The organism is Microcoleus sp. FACHB-68 (assembly GCF_014695715.1).
Taxonomy (GTDB): Bacteria; Cyanobacteriota; Cyanobacteriia; order Cyanobacteriales; family Oscillatoriaceae; genus FACHB-68.
The window spans coordinates 307,090-324,321 of sequence record NZ_JACJOT010000008.1; the positions used below are offsets into that span (position 1 = coordinate 307,090).

Below are 17,232 nucleotides of genomic sequence, written 5' to 3' on the forward strand. Positions count from 1 at the left end.
ATTTAGCTAGATATCTTTCAGGTTTGGACTGAAAATTCCGCCGCATCAACTCCCCAATTTACCCAGGAAATTGCCTCTCTCGCTGATTGTACATCAGGCGGAACTCGTAAGGCATAAATGCAGCCGGTGCTAGGGCAAGTCATTTTTATTAAAAATATTGGCTCAACATCAGCATTTTCAATTTTTAAAAGCGTGTATTCTTGCCAAGAATCTAAGGCTTCAGCTTGCAATTCTTGGCAAATTCGCCCGTAACCTATTTCCTGAACTAATACTCGACGAACTTCAGCATTGCGTTCTTCTATTAGCCATTGAGCTTGCCACTGATGTGGCTGTAATTTCCCATATTTTTCAGGTAATGTTACCCCATGATAGGAGTACAGGCTGAATCCATCAGCATACTGAAGGGCGGCTTCGCCTTCCCCATGAAGGCGATTTTCACTATCAAAAGCGAGTTTGACGGGCCGGTTACAAACAATTGCTGTTTTATTATAATAAAAAATCCAGCCAGTATTTTTCACGAGCGACTGAAATAACGACCAAGATTTTTCAGTCAAATTGCAATCTAATACAGTTATACAAAAATCGAATAAGCTTCCACTAGCCGCCCAAGTTTCGGATTTAACAGACTCAGAAAAAGCTAAATTAAGAAAGCTATTTCCGATATCAGGCTCCAAATATCTCTTGAGTTGCGGATAAAAGTTTTCCCACAGTTGTTCCTTGAGTGTTTGCCGAAGTTGGTTTTCTAATTGAGTCAATAATTGATTATCTACTTGACTCAATAATTCGCTTTCCAATTGGCTCAACAGTTGGCTTTTTAACTGATTGCTCAGTGAACTCCATCGGTTCGGGCAAAATTGGTGATGTTTCTTTTTAAGTATGTTTAATGCCTCATAAGGGCTATCATAAAAAAGAATTTCCGGTTCAGGTAAGCCAATCAAAGCATAAGCTTCTTTGACTGTTTCAGAGGCTTTTTTACGATCAATCGGTTGTGTTGCCAGCGAGATTTCTCTCCACTTTTCCTGATAAAGCGGAATTAAAGCTTCTTGAGCAGGCGTTAGTTTTTCAATCTTAATCTTCGACATATCGCCATCCTGCCGGCTCATATTCCCGCTGAATTCGCACCATCCAATCGCCTTGCGGAATGGCAATTGCGTGATGTTCTTCGTGAGTTAAAGTTGCTGTTTCTGATAATATGTGCAGATACAACGTGCCATTTTTTTCATACAATTCAGCGTCTCCTTCACTGATTCGGTGTGCGTGTCCGGTTACTTCCCCTTCTGCGAGCGTTAAATGGGTTAGCTTTTCTCCCTCAATTTGAGGTGCCGACGTTAAAATTACATCGCCTTGTCGTATTGGTTGCATAAGCTTTGTCAACTCATCTTAATTAAATTGAATTTAATCGAATTGAGCGGACGCAGCTATAATTGCCTTTTGTCCCGCTCCAACTCAATTAATTGATTCAAAAATTTACTATTATTTTACTTCATGTTTTAAAGATGTGGGTAAATTTTACCTAGCTCCTAACTCCTGTTTTACCTCAAGCGTGATGCACTGAAGATAAAACCCAGATGAAAATCCTGCCAAAACCCGATTTACTAGCACAGCAATCATCAAGAAACGCTGCTTGATTGTTTGCTGAAATTGAATGCAAGACAAGATACTTCTGATATTAAAGCAATAATCATGGCGGTCGCAGCGGCAATCGCACCCGGCACTCCAAGCTGGACTCCTAAAAACGCGCCTAATAGTAAAATCGTCGTACCAATCCAGGTTGCACGGTTCACGCCTCGCGTCTGACCTGACCCCACCAAAAAGCCCTGAGTGGCATTTTGAGCCGCAACCAGAAGGGGGACAACAGCGCACAACAGCAACACAGGACGGATACCTTCTACCAGAGCAGAATCGTTTCCCACGAAGCTCTGAACAACGATGAGTCCAAATGGGGTCGTGCTGCTCAAAAGCAACAGCAGCGAACACAGCATCCCCACGCTTAGGGCAAATGCGATCAATTGTCGATCAGTAACTAGACCTCTGTTTTTAATAATCACCTGCTGTACCATGCGAGTTGCATTAGCAATCACTAAAACCAATCCCCAAGCTGCCGGCCAAGCAGCTAGTGCAATATCAGCGTCTTGGGCACGGGCGATAATTCCCACCAGCACCGCACGCCCACCCCATAGCACAAGCATCGAACAGGCTAAGGGCCAGTAGAATTTCCAGACGCTTTTGAGATTGGTGGGCAGGTTTTGCACAGAATCGGTCGGTCGAGGGGGACGAGTCGCTCCGAGCCGGCGAGCAGCCCATGTCACGATCACCGCCTCTAAAACGACCCCAGCTATCAAAGCAGTTCCCGCCAGCAGTGCCCCGGCTACCTTCAAGGTAAATCCGACTAAAAGCACAACCGCCACAATCACCAGACGAGCAATGCTAGCGAACGCCACTGCCTGGGAATGGCCGGCATGAATCAACAACCCTTGGAAATAACGTCGCCAAGCAATCGCAAACGGCCACAGAATCATTAACGTCAATACAATACGCACCGTTTCCTGTAATTGGGATGCAATCCCCAACAGGGTGCCACCTAGCGTTGCAAAAACAAATGGCAGCGTCAGTAGCAACAGTAATGCGCTCAATCCGCCCCCAGCTAAAAGCGTAAATCGCCACAAGGCACGCCGTGATCGCTCCATTGGCGCAAGGGCATTCGAGGCGTGCAGGATCGTAATAATCGGACTTTCAAAAAAGATCGCTAGCGATTTGGCGATGCCCAAAGCTGCCAAATTCACCCGTGTGTCGGGTAGGTGAGCTAGAGTGGTGGTCATCATCGGATCGCCGCAAGCCATTGCTACATCGCTGAGGGACAGCGGGATAAACTGCCGCCACAGATTTAAAAAAGTGATTTTAGACGGACTCTGAGAAGCGTTTAAGGTCATGGTCACGCGGGTTGTTGCTGTCGCAGAAGGGTTGCAGGGACGGGTTGGAGGGCGCGAATTGTAGCAGTAAGCGCTGAGTTTGACAAAATTTCAATCCCTTGCTGGGTCAGCCATTGCGGATTGTAGACAGTTTCGAGATAGCGATCTCCCCGATCCGGGTTCAACAATACCATGCGTTGAGAGCTGTGATATTGCGTGCCATAGGCAAGGGCAGCGGCAACGATTGCGCCGGTGGATGCCCCCAGCAGCAACCCCTCTAGACGCGCCAGAGCATGGCAAACGGAGAAGGCAAGGCAATCGGTTACCGAATAAGCTGCATCCAGCACTGTCGCGTCAAAGTTGGGCGGTACAAAGGACAACCCCAACCCCGTCATTTTGTAGGGATGGGAGGGGGTGCCGAAGATAGCTGACCCTGCGACATCTACGCCGACAATTCGGGTTTGAGGATAGCGCTGTTTGAAAAACCGGCTGATTCCCCCCAGTTGTCCAGCAGTGCTGACCCCGATAACGATGACATCCGGTGCGCCGCCAAATGCTTGTTCGATTTCGCGGGCAGTGAATTGCTCATGGGCAGTCGGGTTTTCAGGATTGCGGTGCTGGCAGGGATACCACGCCCCCGGAATGCTCTGGGCGAGTTCTTGTGCTTTTTGCATTCTCGCTACCTGCATCGAACCATTGGCATCTGCCGCACTCAGGGGTACATCCACCATTTCTGCCCCATAGGCAGCTAGCATTCGCCGAAACGGAGGCGCAGTTTTGGCATCGACGACAACAATGACACGATAGCCCCGCGCTGCACCAATCATTGCCAGACCAACGCCGAAGTTACCAGAACTGGATTCAACAATCGTGCCACCAGGGTTGAGCAAGCCGATACGTTCTGCGTGTTGAACCAGATACAGGGCATTTTTCTCTTTAATGCTGCCACCAGGGTTGCAGGATTCCAATTTGAGATAAAATTCGTGATTCTGACAGAGTTCACTCAAGCGGTTGATCCGTACAATCGGGACATTCCCAATCGCCTCCGTGATATCGCTAGACAGGGGCAATTTTGGAGTGTTTTTTAAAACTTGGAGCATAGCTTTAGACCTTCAAAATCGACAATAGCCAGTCATAATGAGCGCTCCGGTAAGCTGGCTCGTTCAGCATCGGAACTCATTAGACATCTTTCCCTTAATGTCAAGCTTTGCCGGAAATAATGAAATTATGATGAAATTGTCGAACCAGATAGATTAGCTGCTCTAAAAACTAAGCGTTGTCTGCAACACGCTAGTTCCTAACTCTACGTTGATACGTGGGCGTTTGCGAACAGTTAACCCATCTACTGTGTTATCCAATTCTGTAATTGCATCAACAATCTGCTATAAATCTCGTTTAAAATTCTGAGGGTAACGGGAATTTTTAGGCAAATCTCGAATGGCTTCTATAGCAATCCTATTTAAGCTGTGAGATATCTGATGTTCAGAGCCTCGACTTCTCTAAGAAGTTGGGTAACTCGTTTTCACGAATTATTAAGGACTGCTATCGTAAAAATTGAATAGATTTCCAAGTTTTCAGCCCAATCATTTAACGGCATTCACTATAATTTTTCCAAACGCACTAAAGCGTTATAATCTGGGATGCCGGCTTGAGGTGAACGCTTGTTTCTATCTAACAAAACATTACCTTCTGGCCAATGAACTTGTAAATTTCCAGGTAATACCGGCGCTGTATGGATTCTTCCTTCCAACTTTCCAAAGTCATTACTTAAAATTACCGCATCTCCCTCTATTAATCCTAAATTCTCCGCATCTTCTTTGCAAATAAAAATTGCTTCTCGCAAAGCGCCGGTGATCGCATCTTTCTTTGCTTGAACCATGCTGTTAAACTGCTTGCCGCGTCGGGTTGTCACGCGGAACATTCCTTGGGGTAACTCTGGCTTAACCGGCAAACCTAAAGCGGCAAAATGAGCTTTTCCATCTGATGTAGAAAAGTTCCAATCTTGGCAGAGATGAGAACCGCCATACTGGAACTGATCACCGGCTTGCTTTAAATGCTGGATGCCATCGTAAAACGGCACAACTTTGGCGATTTCTTCGCGGATGGCTTGAGTGGTATCAGAAGCCGACATTTTATTAGAAAAATGCAGCTTTTCTGCAATTTCTGGGCGTACTTTTCGCGCGATTTCCATCATAACTTCCCATTCAGGACGTGCTTCCCCGATGCGTCGTCCGGGAATTTCTGGACTAAAGATAATTCGGCGTTCGGTACTTGTTGAAGTGACACCGCCGGGGATTTCATAACGAGTGGTTGTCGGCAATAAAACAACGGTATCAGCCGGCTCTAATAGCATTTGGCTGGAAAGTACAATATCCATGTGTACCCGCACCGGCACCCGATTTAAAGCTTCCTCAACATAATCGGGATCTGGCATTACTTCCAAGAAATTCCCGCCGACAGAAAACAGCACATCTAACTGTCCCTCATGGGCAGCTTCAATCATTTCTGAGGCAATTAATCCCGGAGTTGCCGGCACTTCAAAACCCCAAATTTTACTTAATTCTGAGGCACTTTCAGAGGTAATCGGTTTGCCGGCAGGAAAAGCAGTTGCATAAGCGCCCATTTCTGCTCCACCTTGAACCCCAGAATGTCCACGAATTGGCATCAATCCGCACCCTTCCCGTCCAACAAAACCTTTGGTTAGTGCTAAATTTATAATCGCTTTCACATTATCTTCGCCGCATTCATGCTGCGTAATTCCCATACTCCAGACAAACACAGCTTTCTTCGCTTCACCCACCATCTGAGCGAAAGCATACATCTCATCACGAGAAGCACCGGCAGCTTTTTCTAATTCCTCCCAAGATTGGCTATCTAATGCTGCTTTCAACTCCTCAAAGCCGGCAGTAAAGTTTTTAATAAATGACTCATCCAGCCAATTATTTTCAACCAAATGCTTCAGTGTGCCATTAAGAAAAGCAATATCTCCCCCAACATTCACCAAGAAAAAGCGCTCAGCAAATTTCGTGCCAAACAGCGCACTTTCCACAATAGAAGGCACCCAATACCGCTCCATTCCCGGTTCGCGGTAGCTATTAATCACAACAATTTTCGTGCCGGCTTTCTTCGCCCAGTGGAGATATTTAACCGTAACCGGCTGGTTATTCGCCACATTAGAACCGATAAAAACTAATAAATCGGTTCCGATCCAATCTTTATAAGAACAGGTTGTCGCTGCTACTCCTAATGCTTCCTTAATGCCGGCAGTGCTGGGAGAATGACAAATCCGGGCGGCATTATCAATCGAGTTCGTTCCCATCGCCCGCACAGCTTTCTGAGCGGCATAATAAGTCTCGTTAGGAATCCCCCGACTCGTCAGGTAAAACCCCATTCTGTCGCGCTCTTGCACTTTCTTGGCAGCGCGAATGCCATCAGCAACCAAATCTAAAGCGTCATCCCAACTAACTCTACGAAATCCCGCCTCACCTTTTTTGCGTACCATTGGGTAAGGAAGCCGGCCTAAATCGCGCAATTCGGCACTGCGCTTGCCTTTTAACGTAGAAACATCTTCCAGCAGCTTGCTATCGAGTGCCGGCATTGTATTCAATCTGAGCAACCGCAGCCGAACATTGCAAACGTGGATACCATCAACCGTCCAATCTTTCATGCCGGTTGTGCCCAAAGCGCAACCGTCGCAAACGCCCTGATTGAGGATTCGCAGCGCATAGGGAAGTTCGTCTAAATTTTCCCCAATTGCCCGAAACACTTCCCAATAGTTATTCGGATATTGCTCACCAATCCCAAAAGGCTTCCAACTCGCCCAGTGTGCCGGTGTCCAGCCCTTTTCTGGTTTTTTTAACACTTGTTGTGTCTCCCCTAGGATGCGCTGCCTATAAAAATTATAGGGGCATAGGAGAGGGGAGAGCGGGAACTTCGAGTGCCCCATGCCCCATGCCCTATGCCCCATGCCCCATGCCCCATGCCCCATGCCCCATCCCCCATCCCCCATCCCCAATGCCCCAATCCCCAATCCCCAAAGATTCAAGCTACGCTGTAAGTCGCAAGTCACATAGAAACGATGCGGAGAGGGAATTAGGGATGGCTACCCTGGAGTTAGTAAGTCAAGTTGTCGCGCTTGTCAACATAGAACGCAGTCGGGTTGGTTTACCCCCGCTGACTATCGATACTCAGCTTAACAGTGCCGCGCAAGAACACAGCACTGATATGGCTGTTAATGACTTTTTCGGTCAAATCGGCTCAAATGGCTCGAATGCGGCGAGTCGGATTAGAAATGCCGGCTACAACTTTACAACTCATGCACAAAACGTAGAAGCCGGCGAGGAGACAGCAGAGGAAGTTGTTGCTTCTTGGTTTAGCAGTGCTGAGGCGACGAACCTTTTTAGGGCAGATGTTACAAATATTGGCATTGGTTATTACTTTCTCGAAGATGATATCGGCAACTTTAACCAAAATCATTATTGGACTGCGGTGGTTGCCAAACGTTCTCCCGAAGGTGTCTTTATTCCGGGAAGTGAAGGCGTTGATATTGTTGAAGGGGGTGAAGGCAGCAACTTGATCGCCGGGGGACCAGAGAGTGATTCCCTCTATGGAAATATTAGCGATGATGTGATTTTGGGTGGCGGGGGGAATGACTTTATCGATGGCGATCAAGGCAATGATACCCTCGGCGGCAATCCTGGCAACGATACTATTTTCGCCGGCCTGGGCAATGACTTCGTCCTGGGCGGTCAAGAAAATGATATTTTGAATGGCGAGCGAGGCAATGATTCACTCTACGGCGATTTGGGCGACGATACGCTGTTTGGTAATTTAGACAGCGACTTCCTCGACGGGGGCGACGGAAACGACCGTTTGGAAGGGGATTTAGGTTTAGATACGCTGTTTGGTCGAGCCGGCAACGATGTCCTCTTCGGCGGTGTGGATTTAGATTACCTAGATGGGGGCGACGGCGACGATTATTTAGAGGGCAATGAAGGGGCGGATACCCTGTTTGGCGGCATCGGCAACGATCAGATATTCGCCGGCATTGATAACGATGTGGTTGTTGCCGGTGAGGGCAATGATTATGTCGATGGCAACACCGGCATCGATACACTCTTTGGCAATGCCGGCAACGACACCCTCATTGGTGGCACCGAGGACGACTTGGTGTTTGGTGGCAGAGATGCCGATTTTCTCGGCGGCGGCGTCGGCAATGATATTCTCAACGGTAATATCGGGGACGATACCGTTTTAGTAGGAGCCGGCAACGACCTTGCCTTTGGCGGTCAAGATAATGATCGGGTTTATGGCGAATTCGGCGACGATACCCTCAACGGCGATCTCGGAAACGATACCCTCATCGGTGCCTCAAATGCTGACCTCATCTATGGCGGTGATGGCAACGATGTCGTTTATGGCGATTTCATCGATGATAGTTTGGTTGCCGGTCTCAGCCCAGATTCCGTAGCCGGCACTGAAGCCCCTGATACCCTTTATGGCAACGCGGGTGATGATATCCTTGTCGGCGGCTCCGAGGGCGATCTCCTTTACGGCGGCCAAAATAACGATAGCGTGTTGGGTGGTGGTGGTAACGACACGTTATTTGGCAACTTGGGCAATGATACCCTCATCGGCGGCGACGGCAGCGATACGTTTGGCCTACAGCTAGGCGGTGTTGCTCGAATCAACGATCTGCTTCGGGGAAATGATTATTTATTCTTGAGTGAAGGTTTGACGTTTGAGGATCTCGTCTTCCAGCAAGGCTCGGAGTCCAACACTTCAGAAATTTACGCTCAGTTTCCCGCTGAAGATACACTCAGAGGCGGCACCGGCCCGCTTGTCACAGGTTCCGACGGGAAATCTGCCCGCAATGTGCTTATCGGGGTCGTTGTGGGTGTTCAAGCTGAAAACTTCTCCAGCGACAACTTCATCACGACTTTTGAGAGTGACACACTAGCCGGCACCAGTCCCTAGCTCTAAGGCAGTTTAGCCCTTGCTTAGCGTGATCGCTTCTCCCGCAGCTGCCGCCGGCGATCGCGCCACTCGGCGGCTGTTAAATACAGCACTCCACCTGTCACAACGACCATCAGCCCGATAGCCATGAAAATCAGACCATAAAAAACCGTATTTTCCATAAAACCTCCGGCGGTTTTAGATTCTAAACTTTAAATTTTAGACTAATCCAAAATCTGATCGTGAAAATGAGGGGGAGGATCTTCGGGGCTAGGAAGAATAAAAGAACGGATCTCAAGCTCCCCCTCCCTCCTCTCTTCCTCAGTTAGCCCCTCTACGCCTTAGCGGCTGGCTGAGTTACGCCCATGCGAATTTCCGAGCAGAAGGAAGCAAGGCTAAAGCCATCTGAGCGCTTAATGGTGCTGGTACGCAGCCGTAAGTTTGGACTCTCGAACCACAGGCGCTCCTCGACAGACATCGTGGGGCTTTCGGTAATCAGTGTCAGGGCATCGTCACTGCCTAGAATATAACGACCCGTTACCGGCGAATCTTGGTTGGCTGTTTTCTGCAACAGTTGGCCGGTGTTGGGGTTCTGGGGGTTGGCGATGGGAACTAAAACCGTCGAACCGGCTTGTTTGCGCTGATCTGCTCCCACTGTGCCATCCCACTTGACACGCAGACCTAATAATGCCGTAGAAGGATCGATCCGGTACTGTTCGCAGAGTTCGATCACTGCCGGATCGCTGGAAGAAAGAATTTCAATCAATAAGTCTGTCTTACCGGCTTCTAAATGCGGATTCGCCAGATAGTGGTTGCTGCGTTGGGAAAACCATTTGCCAGCACTCTGTTGGAAAAACTCGATAATATCCATGAATGAAGCAGTCCCGCGTCAATCGTTCTCAATCTTTACTATGTTAAGCCCAAGATGACGCCTGCCGATGATGGATGTGGTTGCGCCTTTGGGGAGGATCTGCGGGGATGGAAAATTATTCACCAAGCACTCAGGGGATCGCTCTCCTCCTTGGAGAGGTTGAGTCACCTAAAAGCAAGCCGGTTTTAACTACAGGCATAACTTTCTTTTAAGGCAACTCAACCGCAGCCAAAAATTGCATTTCTATCTATTTCTAGAAGTTGAATAGTATCAATGCAATCCTGGATTCTTCGGTGATTGATAGTAAACCTTAGAACCCTGATCGGGAACAAAATGACAAGCCCAGTAAGAGCGAACAAAACTCTTCCAAATCGGCTCATTTGAGCAGCGATAATAGTCGCCCAACACCGGCTTAATTGCCTCGGTTGCGGTTTTTAAGTGATAGTGGGGGATGTTCAAGAAAATATGATGGGCTACATGGGTGCCAATATCGTGATGGATCGGATTAATAAAGCCGTAGTCACGATCAATGGTAGACAAAGCGCCTTTCAGGAAGTACCAATCATTCCCGCGATACCAGGGAATATCTGATTCTGTGTGATGCAGGAAGGTGACTAAATCCAACCAAATCACAAACACCAGATAAGGAACCAGGTAGTATTTCACCAGAAATAACCAGCCAAACTGATAGGTTAACCCACCCAGAAGGCCGACCATTAGTACCCAGAGTGCAGAACTGGTTAACACATCCCATTTTTCTGAGGGACGGAACAGGGGGCTATTTGGCAGAAAGTGGGAACCCTGCCGGTCAGGTGAGCGCATTACCAGATAAATTGGATAAGCGATCAAGGGTAGATAGAAGCGTAAGAGCTTTTCATACCACGCCATCTGCTCGTACTTCGTCTGCGACACGGGATACCAGCTTTCATCGGTATCAAGGTTACCCGTGTTGGCGTGATGAGTTCTGTGACTGATGCGCCAACCGTGATACGGGACGAGAATGGGGATGTGAGAAAGATGCCCAATTAGGCTATTCAGCCATTTCAATTTAGAAAAGGAACCATGACCACAGTCATGCCCCACCACAAACAATGACCAAAACATGGTTCCTTGCATCAACCAGAAGAGTGGGAAAAATAACCACGAATCTAGCCGATAGGCGAGCACATAGAGTCCAGCGATAATAGAAATATCCAGGAAGAAGTAGCTCAGAGACTTCCAAATAGAAGGTTCAAAACAGGAAGCCGGTATTGCCGCCTTCAAATCTTGGAGGGTAAAGGGTAACTCTGCGGTACGAGTGGATGAGGCTGTAAGCGTTGCCTCTGTGATCACAGTGTTTGCGTTTGCTTGCACGAAATTTCCGATTTAACGTGATTTGAAAACCGACATTTTGCCTTTAACGGCTTGCACTCAGCTATTTGAGGGCAGGATTTCTACTCGGCAACGGTTATAAGTGATAGAACGCCACTGCCAACTCAGGGGCTTGTTGAACGCCTGTTTGGGCAAAAGCGCTGCGATCTCCATTGCTTGATAAAAAATCTTATGGGCCAGTGAAAGTGCAATATGCAGGTTATAAACGGAATTCATTCTACCCCACTCCTGCACATTCTCGACTATCAGGCCGGCTCAAAAAATATTTGCGACCGATAGATTCACTGAATTCAACAACTCTTAACCGTACAAGGAAACAAGCTTTTTTGCAATGTCTTAGCTAGATAAACAAGTCGGATATAAGCACATTGGGGTAGCAGTTTCTCGCGCTTTCTCCGATTTTTGTATCCGAATGCAACACCAGCAAGCGAGCGAGTTCTACTGAATTTTACGAGATCGCTTTTCTCAAAAATGCACTAGAGTTTTATGATATAGCAATCCTAAATCATTCGTGAGATTTTACCGGAGTGCTTTCGCGTAGCGTGTGCGTTGGGTCGCGCTCAAGATGCCGGCACTCCAATATTTGACAATTCAAATAGGATTGCTGTAGCCCTGTCAAGGTGATTTTAACGGTCTTACCATCATTGACGACAAGTTGATTGATAATTTGTAGTTAGTGACAGCGTTAAATTGTAATTGATTGCTTTTCTAGCGGGAGTGAGAATTAAATTTCAGGGCGAATAATTTACACTAAAATAAAATCCTTCATCTTGGGCGTTATTGCCTTTGTCGTCTATTTTAACCAGTGGAATCGCATAATCTATCCGGATGTTTAATCCAGGCAGCAATTCCCACAATACGCCTAAACCGGCCCCGGCTAAAAACCTTTGTTCTGGTAATAAGTTAGGATTTCCTCCACTATTTCGCACCATACCCAAATCAACAAAAGGTGCAATTTGCACGATAGCCGCACCGCTGGCAGAATCTCGTTGCACCGCAATTCGATCTTCAACGGAAAATCGGAAGCCACTGTCACCTGATCGGGCGTTTTGCCGGTAGCCGCGCAAGGATAAACCGCCACCGATCACAAACTGCTGTGAGGACAATAAACTATCCGGAGCAAGCTGCAAGTCGGCTTGCACAATTAGTAAGTTATCATTGCCGATACGCTGCACGCGCTGTACCTGTCCAGTCCAACTGATAAAGCGGCTATCAGGAACGGGGTCTTCATTAATTGTGGCGTCTAGTAAGCCGGTGCCAAAATTAAATTGCGAACGCAATGCCCAAGCGCCCACCGTATCGCGACGCACATAATCTTGACCGAATTTAATGATGCTGGTGCGGCTGATGCCCTTTTCATCTGGCCCAGATCCAAAAGGTGTTGGTTCGCCGGCAAGAAAGGTCTGACTTTCCTGATAAGCAAATCCTAAAGATAAGGCAAATTCTTGACTGGGTGAGCGCAGGATTGGCTGCCGGTAGCTTAGTTCATAAAGCTGGGATTCTCCCTCAATACCAAATGCTTTAAAGGGTTCTTGAACAATTGCATTATTATTAGGTGCAACCCTCACCTGTACTGTGCCGTTCATGGCATTAACCGGCACGCGATAGCTTAATTCATAAACATTGGAATCCCCTAATGATTGATAGTAAGAGGCAAAAACTTCATCTCCAATGCCGGTGAGGTTGCGATAAAGTACGCTTGCGCCGGCTCGTTCTGAACCAACGCTGGGTGGAGAATAATTGTCGATTCCAAAGTTACTAACCAAGGGATTTGCTTCAGTCACGCGCACGGTGAGAATGCTCTGACCAATTTCCTCTCCTGCCCTCAGACTCGCTTCGATATTCTCAAATAATGGGTCTATCCGCAGCAGCCGTAATTGATTTTCTAAGGCGGCGGTGGAAAGGGGTGTGCCGGCTCCCAACCGCAACCGGCTGCGGATATAGTTTGGATTTAAACGGCGCGTTCCTTCAACTTCAATTTCTTCTAAACTGCCTTCAATCACCACAATTTGCACGATGCCGTTTTCAATGGTTTGGTCTGCTAAAACGGCTCTAGAGGTGATGTAGCCTCTGTCAAGATACAATTGGGTGATGGCATCAGCAACTCTTCTCAATTCTTCAAGCGTTACTGTGTTGCCTTCAACCGGCGCTGTGATCGCTTTAATTTCCTCTTCACTAAATAGCGTGCTGCCGGTTACTTCGATTTTTTGAACTGGAATTTTCTGCTCGGTTTCTGCCGGCGGGGTTTCTTGAGACGGTGCCGGCGTCGGTGGGGTTGGCAAAACCGGCTTTTGTTCTTCTGGTTGCGGTGGCTGCGGTTCTGGTTGAGTTTGTGGGATGCGATCGCGGTTCGGATCGGGTTGCGGGTTCACCGGGGGTGCCGGTAGCGTTTGCGTTTGAGCGATCGGATCTTCGTACCACGCTCTTGCCGGTTCTGCGGCAGTCGCCCCACTTGTAAAGATGCCAGCCATCACAACGGCACCTGGAATTGAAACCCCACACCAAAACATTCCAAGGCTTAAACGCCAGTGCATAAAATTATTCTCAAGCTTCAGTTTTTTGTTTGTCTGACATCTTGCATTCGAGGCACTGTAGCAGCTTTTTGGGTCAAGCTTTCGGCTTCAGGCCGCACCTATCGCACCCACCTAACCCAAAATAATATGATTAAAGGAATGAATCATTTTTTTACCTGATTATTTTTTACTCTTTCGCTCATTTTCCTTAGCCGAAATGGCATTTTTATAAAAATGATACTATCTTGTCCATCTTCTTGTCCACTCTTTTTTCACTTTGATTTTTTAAAGTCTTGAAAACTATTAATTTTTGTGATTAAGCTTAATCAGCTTCGTTTCTAATCTGTGCGCTTGCTCTCCTGGTAATTAAAGGCACGCGCTGTTTATAATAAAAAATTATTTAGTTTTTTATTGTCTGATTTTTGCGTTAAACTTAATTCCGTCATAGCTTCTGGAGAGCCAAGGGATGAACTCGATCCCCACAATCTTAGCCGTATAGCCGGCAAAAAGCCAAAATCTAAGCATTTTGATATGAAACACTAACGGCAGCGCTTCTGTGACGTTCAACTAATTTCCGGTTTCGGAAGGAATTTTAACTGACTCTTAATAAATGTAGCTGAAAAGTGGAGAAAAAATCCTAACTGATTTTTGCCGATAGCTTGCCATGAAGCATTACAGCATCTTCTTATCTGAGAACTGAGTAAAATTATGGGGATTAATTATCGGGATCTCTTCAATCCTGAGTTTTATCTAGAAGCGAACCCCGAAGCAGCCGAGGCAATCACCAAAGGCCAGTTTAAAGATGGATTTGAACACTTCGATAAAATTGGCCAATTTTCCGGACTCGCTCCGAGTTCTCTCTTTGATCCAGCATTTTATTTGGCGGCAAATCCAGATGTAGCGGAGGCAATTGCTAAAGGCAGCCTGAAAAGTGCAATTCAACATTTTATCAAGTTTGGTCAATTTGAAGGACGCAACCCCAGCCTTCTGTTTAATTCCCAATTCTATCTCAATAGAAACCCAGACGTAGTCAATGCAATTATGAATGGCCCTTTTAAAAGTGCGATTCAACACTTTATTGAGTACGGTAAATCTGAAAACCGGCAGGCTGCGCCTACCGCACAATTGGCGTTTAGTGTGGCTGAATTCAGCGCAATTGAAGATGGCACACCCATCGCTGCTGTCGTTTTGACTCGCACGGGTGAAGTTAATCAAGCAGTGAGTGCCACTGTGATATTAGCTGATGGCAGTGCTGCCGCCTCAGCAGATTATGAAAATAGCGCTGTTGTAGTCGAGTTCGCTCCGGGAGAAACAGAAAAAATTGTATCAATTCCGCTTCTTGATGATGGTGTGCCAGAAAGCGATGAAATTCTTAATTTAACTTTAAGTGAATCAACGGGTAATACCGCTTTGGGAGCGCAGAAAACGGCACTTCTCACAATTATTGATGATGAAAAGCCGGGTCAATTAGCGTTTGCTGATGCTGAATTTAATGTTTTGGAATTAGATGTTCCGACTTTAGCGGTGAGTGTGATCCGCACTGCCGGCAGTTTCGGAGAAGTTAGTGCCACGATAAACTTGAATGCCGGTACTGCCACCGCCTCTGAAGATTATAATAGCACTCCGATTCCTGTAACCTTTGCAAATGGGGAAATCGAAAAAACGGTCGCGGTTCCCATCGTTGCAGATACTGTAGCAGAAAACATTGATACGGTTAATTTAACTTTAGAAAATCTTACGGGTGGTGCGACCGCCGGCACTCAGAACGCGGCTGTTCTCAATATTCAAAACTTTGATTTTTTTAACGATCCGATAAATTTTCAAACGACTGGAATCAACGTTCAAGACTTAAGGACAGTTGTTTTACAAAATAGTCAAGGTGAATGGCCGGCAGCTACTTTAGGAACAGTTCAGGGGGGTGAAATTGCCGGAGAACTTATTCCCAATGTAGATCGAAATGTTCGACGTGTGGGTTTTCGAGTGCTTGCAGATTCACCTGAAGCAAAGCAAACATGGGTCATTATTCATGGGTGGAATAATAGTTCTCTCACAGAAGGAATTGACTCTTTAGCCAAATCAGTCGCTGCAGCAAGACGTGGAGATCGCGTTTTAGCACTTGACTGGAGAGAAGTTGCTTATAATGCGCTGCGTGAGGATCTCGGCCCAATTGGCACGGCATACGCCTCTGCTGCCGGCGGCAATTTGAGAGCGGCTACATGGATTAGCACTGTTGCAGAATTTGCGGTTAAAAAGTTAAAAGAAGTATGGGGAATTGATTCACAAGAAGCCTTAAAAAGTCTAAATTTAGTTGGACACAGTTTAGGTTCCTTAATGAGTGCGGAAATCGGGCGAATTTATCGAGATGATACGAATAGAGCCGGCACTCGATTAAACCTAACTAATCCTAATGCAGTCGGCGTTAGAACAATTACCGCCCTTGATCCGCCTTCAGAATTTAGAGGAAGGTACGACTTAGACAGTAGATTTGGCGGAGAAGATAGACCTGAAAAATTTAGGGATGTTTCAGAATTTTCTAGAGCATTGGTTGGCTCTAATAGTTTGGCCGGCAATCAAGATTTTGCAGTAACAGCGGATGAATCTTTTCAAATTGATTTTGGCAATCGAGCTGAACGGCTTACTGATATTGGGAATGAACACGGTTGGGTGATAGAAACATTTACCCATTTAACAAATGAACCGGAAAAAATGGGTTCTCTGCTGGGGATGAGAGCTTATGACAATATTGAAGAATTGCCGATTAAAAATTTTGGTGAACTGGAAATTCGGAAACGGGAAACGGGCTGGCATAAAGGAATCCTTGTTGTACCAAATCCAAAATCAAACGAAACAATTCCCAAACCAAATCCGGCTCAAAAACCCACATTATTAATTGCCCGCTCCCCATCAAATCAATATAACGATATTGTGATTGGGAGCTTTGCAAACGATAATATTAAGGGGGCTGATAACTTTAATTTTACAGCCGGCGATATTCGCTACACCGGCTCAGGCAATGATAAATTTTTGGGTGAATCGGGTCATGATCGGCTCAATGGCGACAGCGACAATGACACCTTAAGTGGAGGATCAGGAAACGATCAGCTACTGGGAGGTGGGGGCGCTTTTGATTCGGGAAATGATTGGCTTTATGGAGGAACCGGCAAAGATGAGCTAACAGGTGGTTCGGGCCGGGATACATTTATAATTGAGCGAGATGAACGCAAAGCCGGCAATCAAAATGAAGCCGATCTGATTACAGATTTTAAGGCCGGCACAGATATCATCGGTCTGATCGATCTATCCTTTGAACAGCTCAGTTTTCAACAATTTAATCGCGGGCTATTTGGGATTTCTCAAGATACCGCTATCACTGCCGGTGGGGAATTTTTAGCATTATTGAAAGATGTTCGCCCACAGCAAATTAACAATTCAGCTAACTTTATCTCTGCGGACATCGCAATTTTCGATATTGTCTAAAAAAACTAAGTAGAGACACAGCATTACCGTGTCCCCACATGAGAGAATGAAGCTGTCAATTAACGACTAAATCTCTAGCAAAAACCTCAAGTGCCAATTAACAGATCTGTGATTAAAAAAGACTTTTGCCAGAAGT

11 protein-coding genes are annotated in these 17,232 nt (G+C 46.6%); 2 read left to right on the plus strand and 9 right to left on the minus strand.

Features of this window, described 5'->3' with window-relative positions:
• Positions 1–17: 17 nt before the first annotated feature.
• The 5 genes from H6F73_RS10390 to H6F73_RS10410 form a co-directional block, all read right to left on the minus strand.
• Positions 18–1,082, minus strand: coding sequence for a DUF6745 domain-containing protein (locus tag H6F73_RS10390; protein WP_190758705.1), 1,065 nt, complete (start codon positions 1,080–1,082; stop codon positions 18–20).
• Complete coding sequence (locus tag H6F73_RS10395) at positions 1,069–1,362, minus strand: hypothetical protein (protein ID WP_190758706.1); 294 nt, start codon at positions 1,360–1,362, stop codon at positions 1,069–1,071. The genes H6F73_RS10390 and H6F73_RS10395 overlap by 14 nt, the downstream gene beginning before the upstream one ends.
• Positions 1,363–1,610: 248 nt before the next feature.
• The gene (locus H6F73_RS10400; RefSeq protein WP_190759600.1) at positions 1,611–2,930 is read right to left on the minus strand and encodes a hypothetical protein; all 1,320 of its coding nucleotides are present in this window, start codon (positions 2,928–2,930) and stop codon (positions 1,611–1,613) included.
• A 2-nt stretch (positions 2,931–2,932) separates the two neighbouring features.
• Entirely contained in the window at positions 2,933–4,009 is a 1,077-nt protein-coding gene (locus H6F73_RS10405) for a cysteine synthase family protein (RefSeq protein ID WP_190758707.1), read from the minus strand.
• Between the two features lie 500 nt (positions 4,010–4,509).
• Positions 4,510–6,978, minus strand: coding sequence for an FdhF/YdeP family oxidoreductase (locus H6F73_RS10410; RefSeq protein WP_347239513.1), 2,469 nt, complete (start codon positions 6,976–6,978; stop codon positions 4,510–4,512).
• A gap of 29 nt (positions 6,979–7,007) precedes the next feature.
• Here H6F73_RS10410 and H6F73_RS10415 point away from each other — a divergent pair, with 29 nt between their 5' ends.
• A complete protein-coding gene (locus H6F73_RS10415) occupies positions 7,008–8,885 on the plus strand; it encodes a CAP domain-containing protein (RefSeq protein WP_190758708.1) in 1,878 nt (625 codons plus the stop codon).
• Between the two features lie 23 nt (positions 8,886–8,908).
• Here H6F73_RS10415 and H6F73_RS10420 read toward each other — a convergent pair whose 3' ends face one another.
• The 4 genes from H6F73_RS10420 to H6F73_RS10435 all read right to left on the minus strand — a co-directional run bounded on the left by H6F73_RS10420 (position 8,909) and on the right by H6F73_RS10435 (position 13,640).
• Positions 8,909–9,046 carry a hypothetical protein gene (locus H6F73_RS10420; protein WP_190667478.1) on the minus strand — a complete coding sequence of 46 codons (138 nt, stop codon included), beginning with the start codon at positions 9,044–9,046 and terminating at the stop codon, positions 8,909–8,911.
• Positions 9,047–9,198: 152 nt separating this feature from the next.
• Entirely contained in the window at positions 9,199–9,735 is a 537-nt protein-coding gene (locus tag H6F73_RS10425; protein WP_190758709.1) for a phycobiliprotein lyase, read from the minus strand.
• Between the two features lie 270 nt (positions 9,736–10,005).
• Positions 10,006–11,088 carry a DUF3474 domain-containing protein gene (locus H6F73_RS10430; protein ID WP_190758710.1) on the minus strand — a complete coding sequence of 361 codons (1,083 nt, stop codon included), beginning with the start codon at positions 11,086–11,088 and terminating at the stop codon, positions 10,006–10,008.
• 749 nt (positions 11,089–11,837) lie between these two features.
• A complete protein-coding gene (locus tag H6F73_RS10435) occupies positions 11,838–13,640 on the minus strand; it encodes a ShlB/FhaC/HecB family hemolysin secretion/activation protein (RefSeq protein ID WP_199330494.1) in 1,803 nt (600 codons plus the stop codon).
• 687 nt (positions 13,641–14,327) lie between these two features.
• On the opposite strand from H6F73_RS10435, the gene H6F73_RS10440 reads away from it, so the two are divergent.
• On the plus strand, positions 14,328–17,096 hold the full coding sequence (locus H6F73_RS10440; RefSeq protein ID WP_190758711.1) for a Calx-beta domain-containing protein: 2,769 nt from the start codon (positions 14,328–14,330) through the stop codon (positions 17,094–17,096).
• Positions 17,097–17,232 lie beyond the last annotated feature (136 nt).

Coding starts and splice junctions, on each gene's coding strand:
- H6F73_RS10390 (WP_190758705.1), bottom strand. CDS start 1,082: ATGTCGAAGATTAAGATTGAAAAACTAACGCCTGCTCAAGAAGCTTTA.
- H6F73_RS10395 (WP_190758706.1), bottom strand. CDS start 1,362: ATGCAACCAATACGACAAGGCGATGTAATTTTAACGTCGGCACCTCAA.
- H6F73_RS10400 (WP_190759600.1), bottom strand. CDS start 2,930: ATGACCTTAAACGCTTCTCAGAGTCCGTCTAAAATCACTTTTTTAAAT.
- H6F73_RS10405 (WP_190758707.1), bottom strand. CDS start 4,009: ATGCTCCAAGTTTTAAAAAACACTCCAAAATTGCCCCTGTCTAGCGAT.
- H6F73_RS10415 (WP_190758708.1), top strand. CDS start 7,008: ATGGCTACCCTGGAGTTAGTAAGTCAAGTTGTCGCGCTTGTCAACATA.
- H6F73_RS10420 (WP_190667478.1), bottom strand. CDS start 9,046: ATGGAAAATACGGTTTTTTATGGTCTGATTTTCATGGCTATCGGGCTG.
- H6F73_RS10425 (WP_190758709.1), bottom strand. CDS start 9,735: ATGGATATTATCGAGTTTTTCCAACAGAGTGCTGGCAAATGGTTTTCC.
- H6F73_RS10435 (WP_199330494.1), bottom strand. CDS start 13,640: ATGCACTGGCGTTTAAGCCTTGGAATGTTTTGGTGTGGGGTTTCAATT.
- H6F73_RS10440 (WP_190758711.1), top strand. CDS start 14,328: ATGGGGATTAATTATCGGGATCTCTTCAATCCTGAGTTTTATCTAGAA.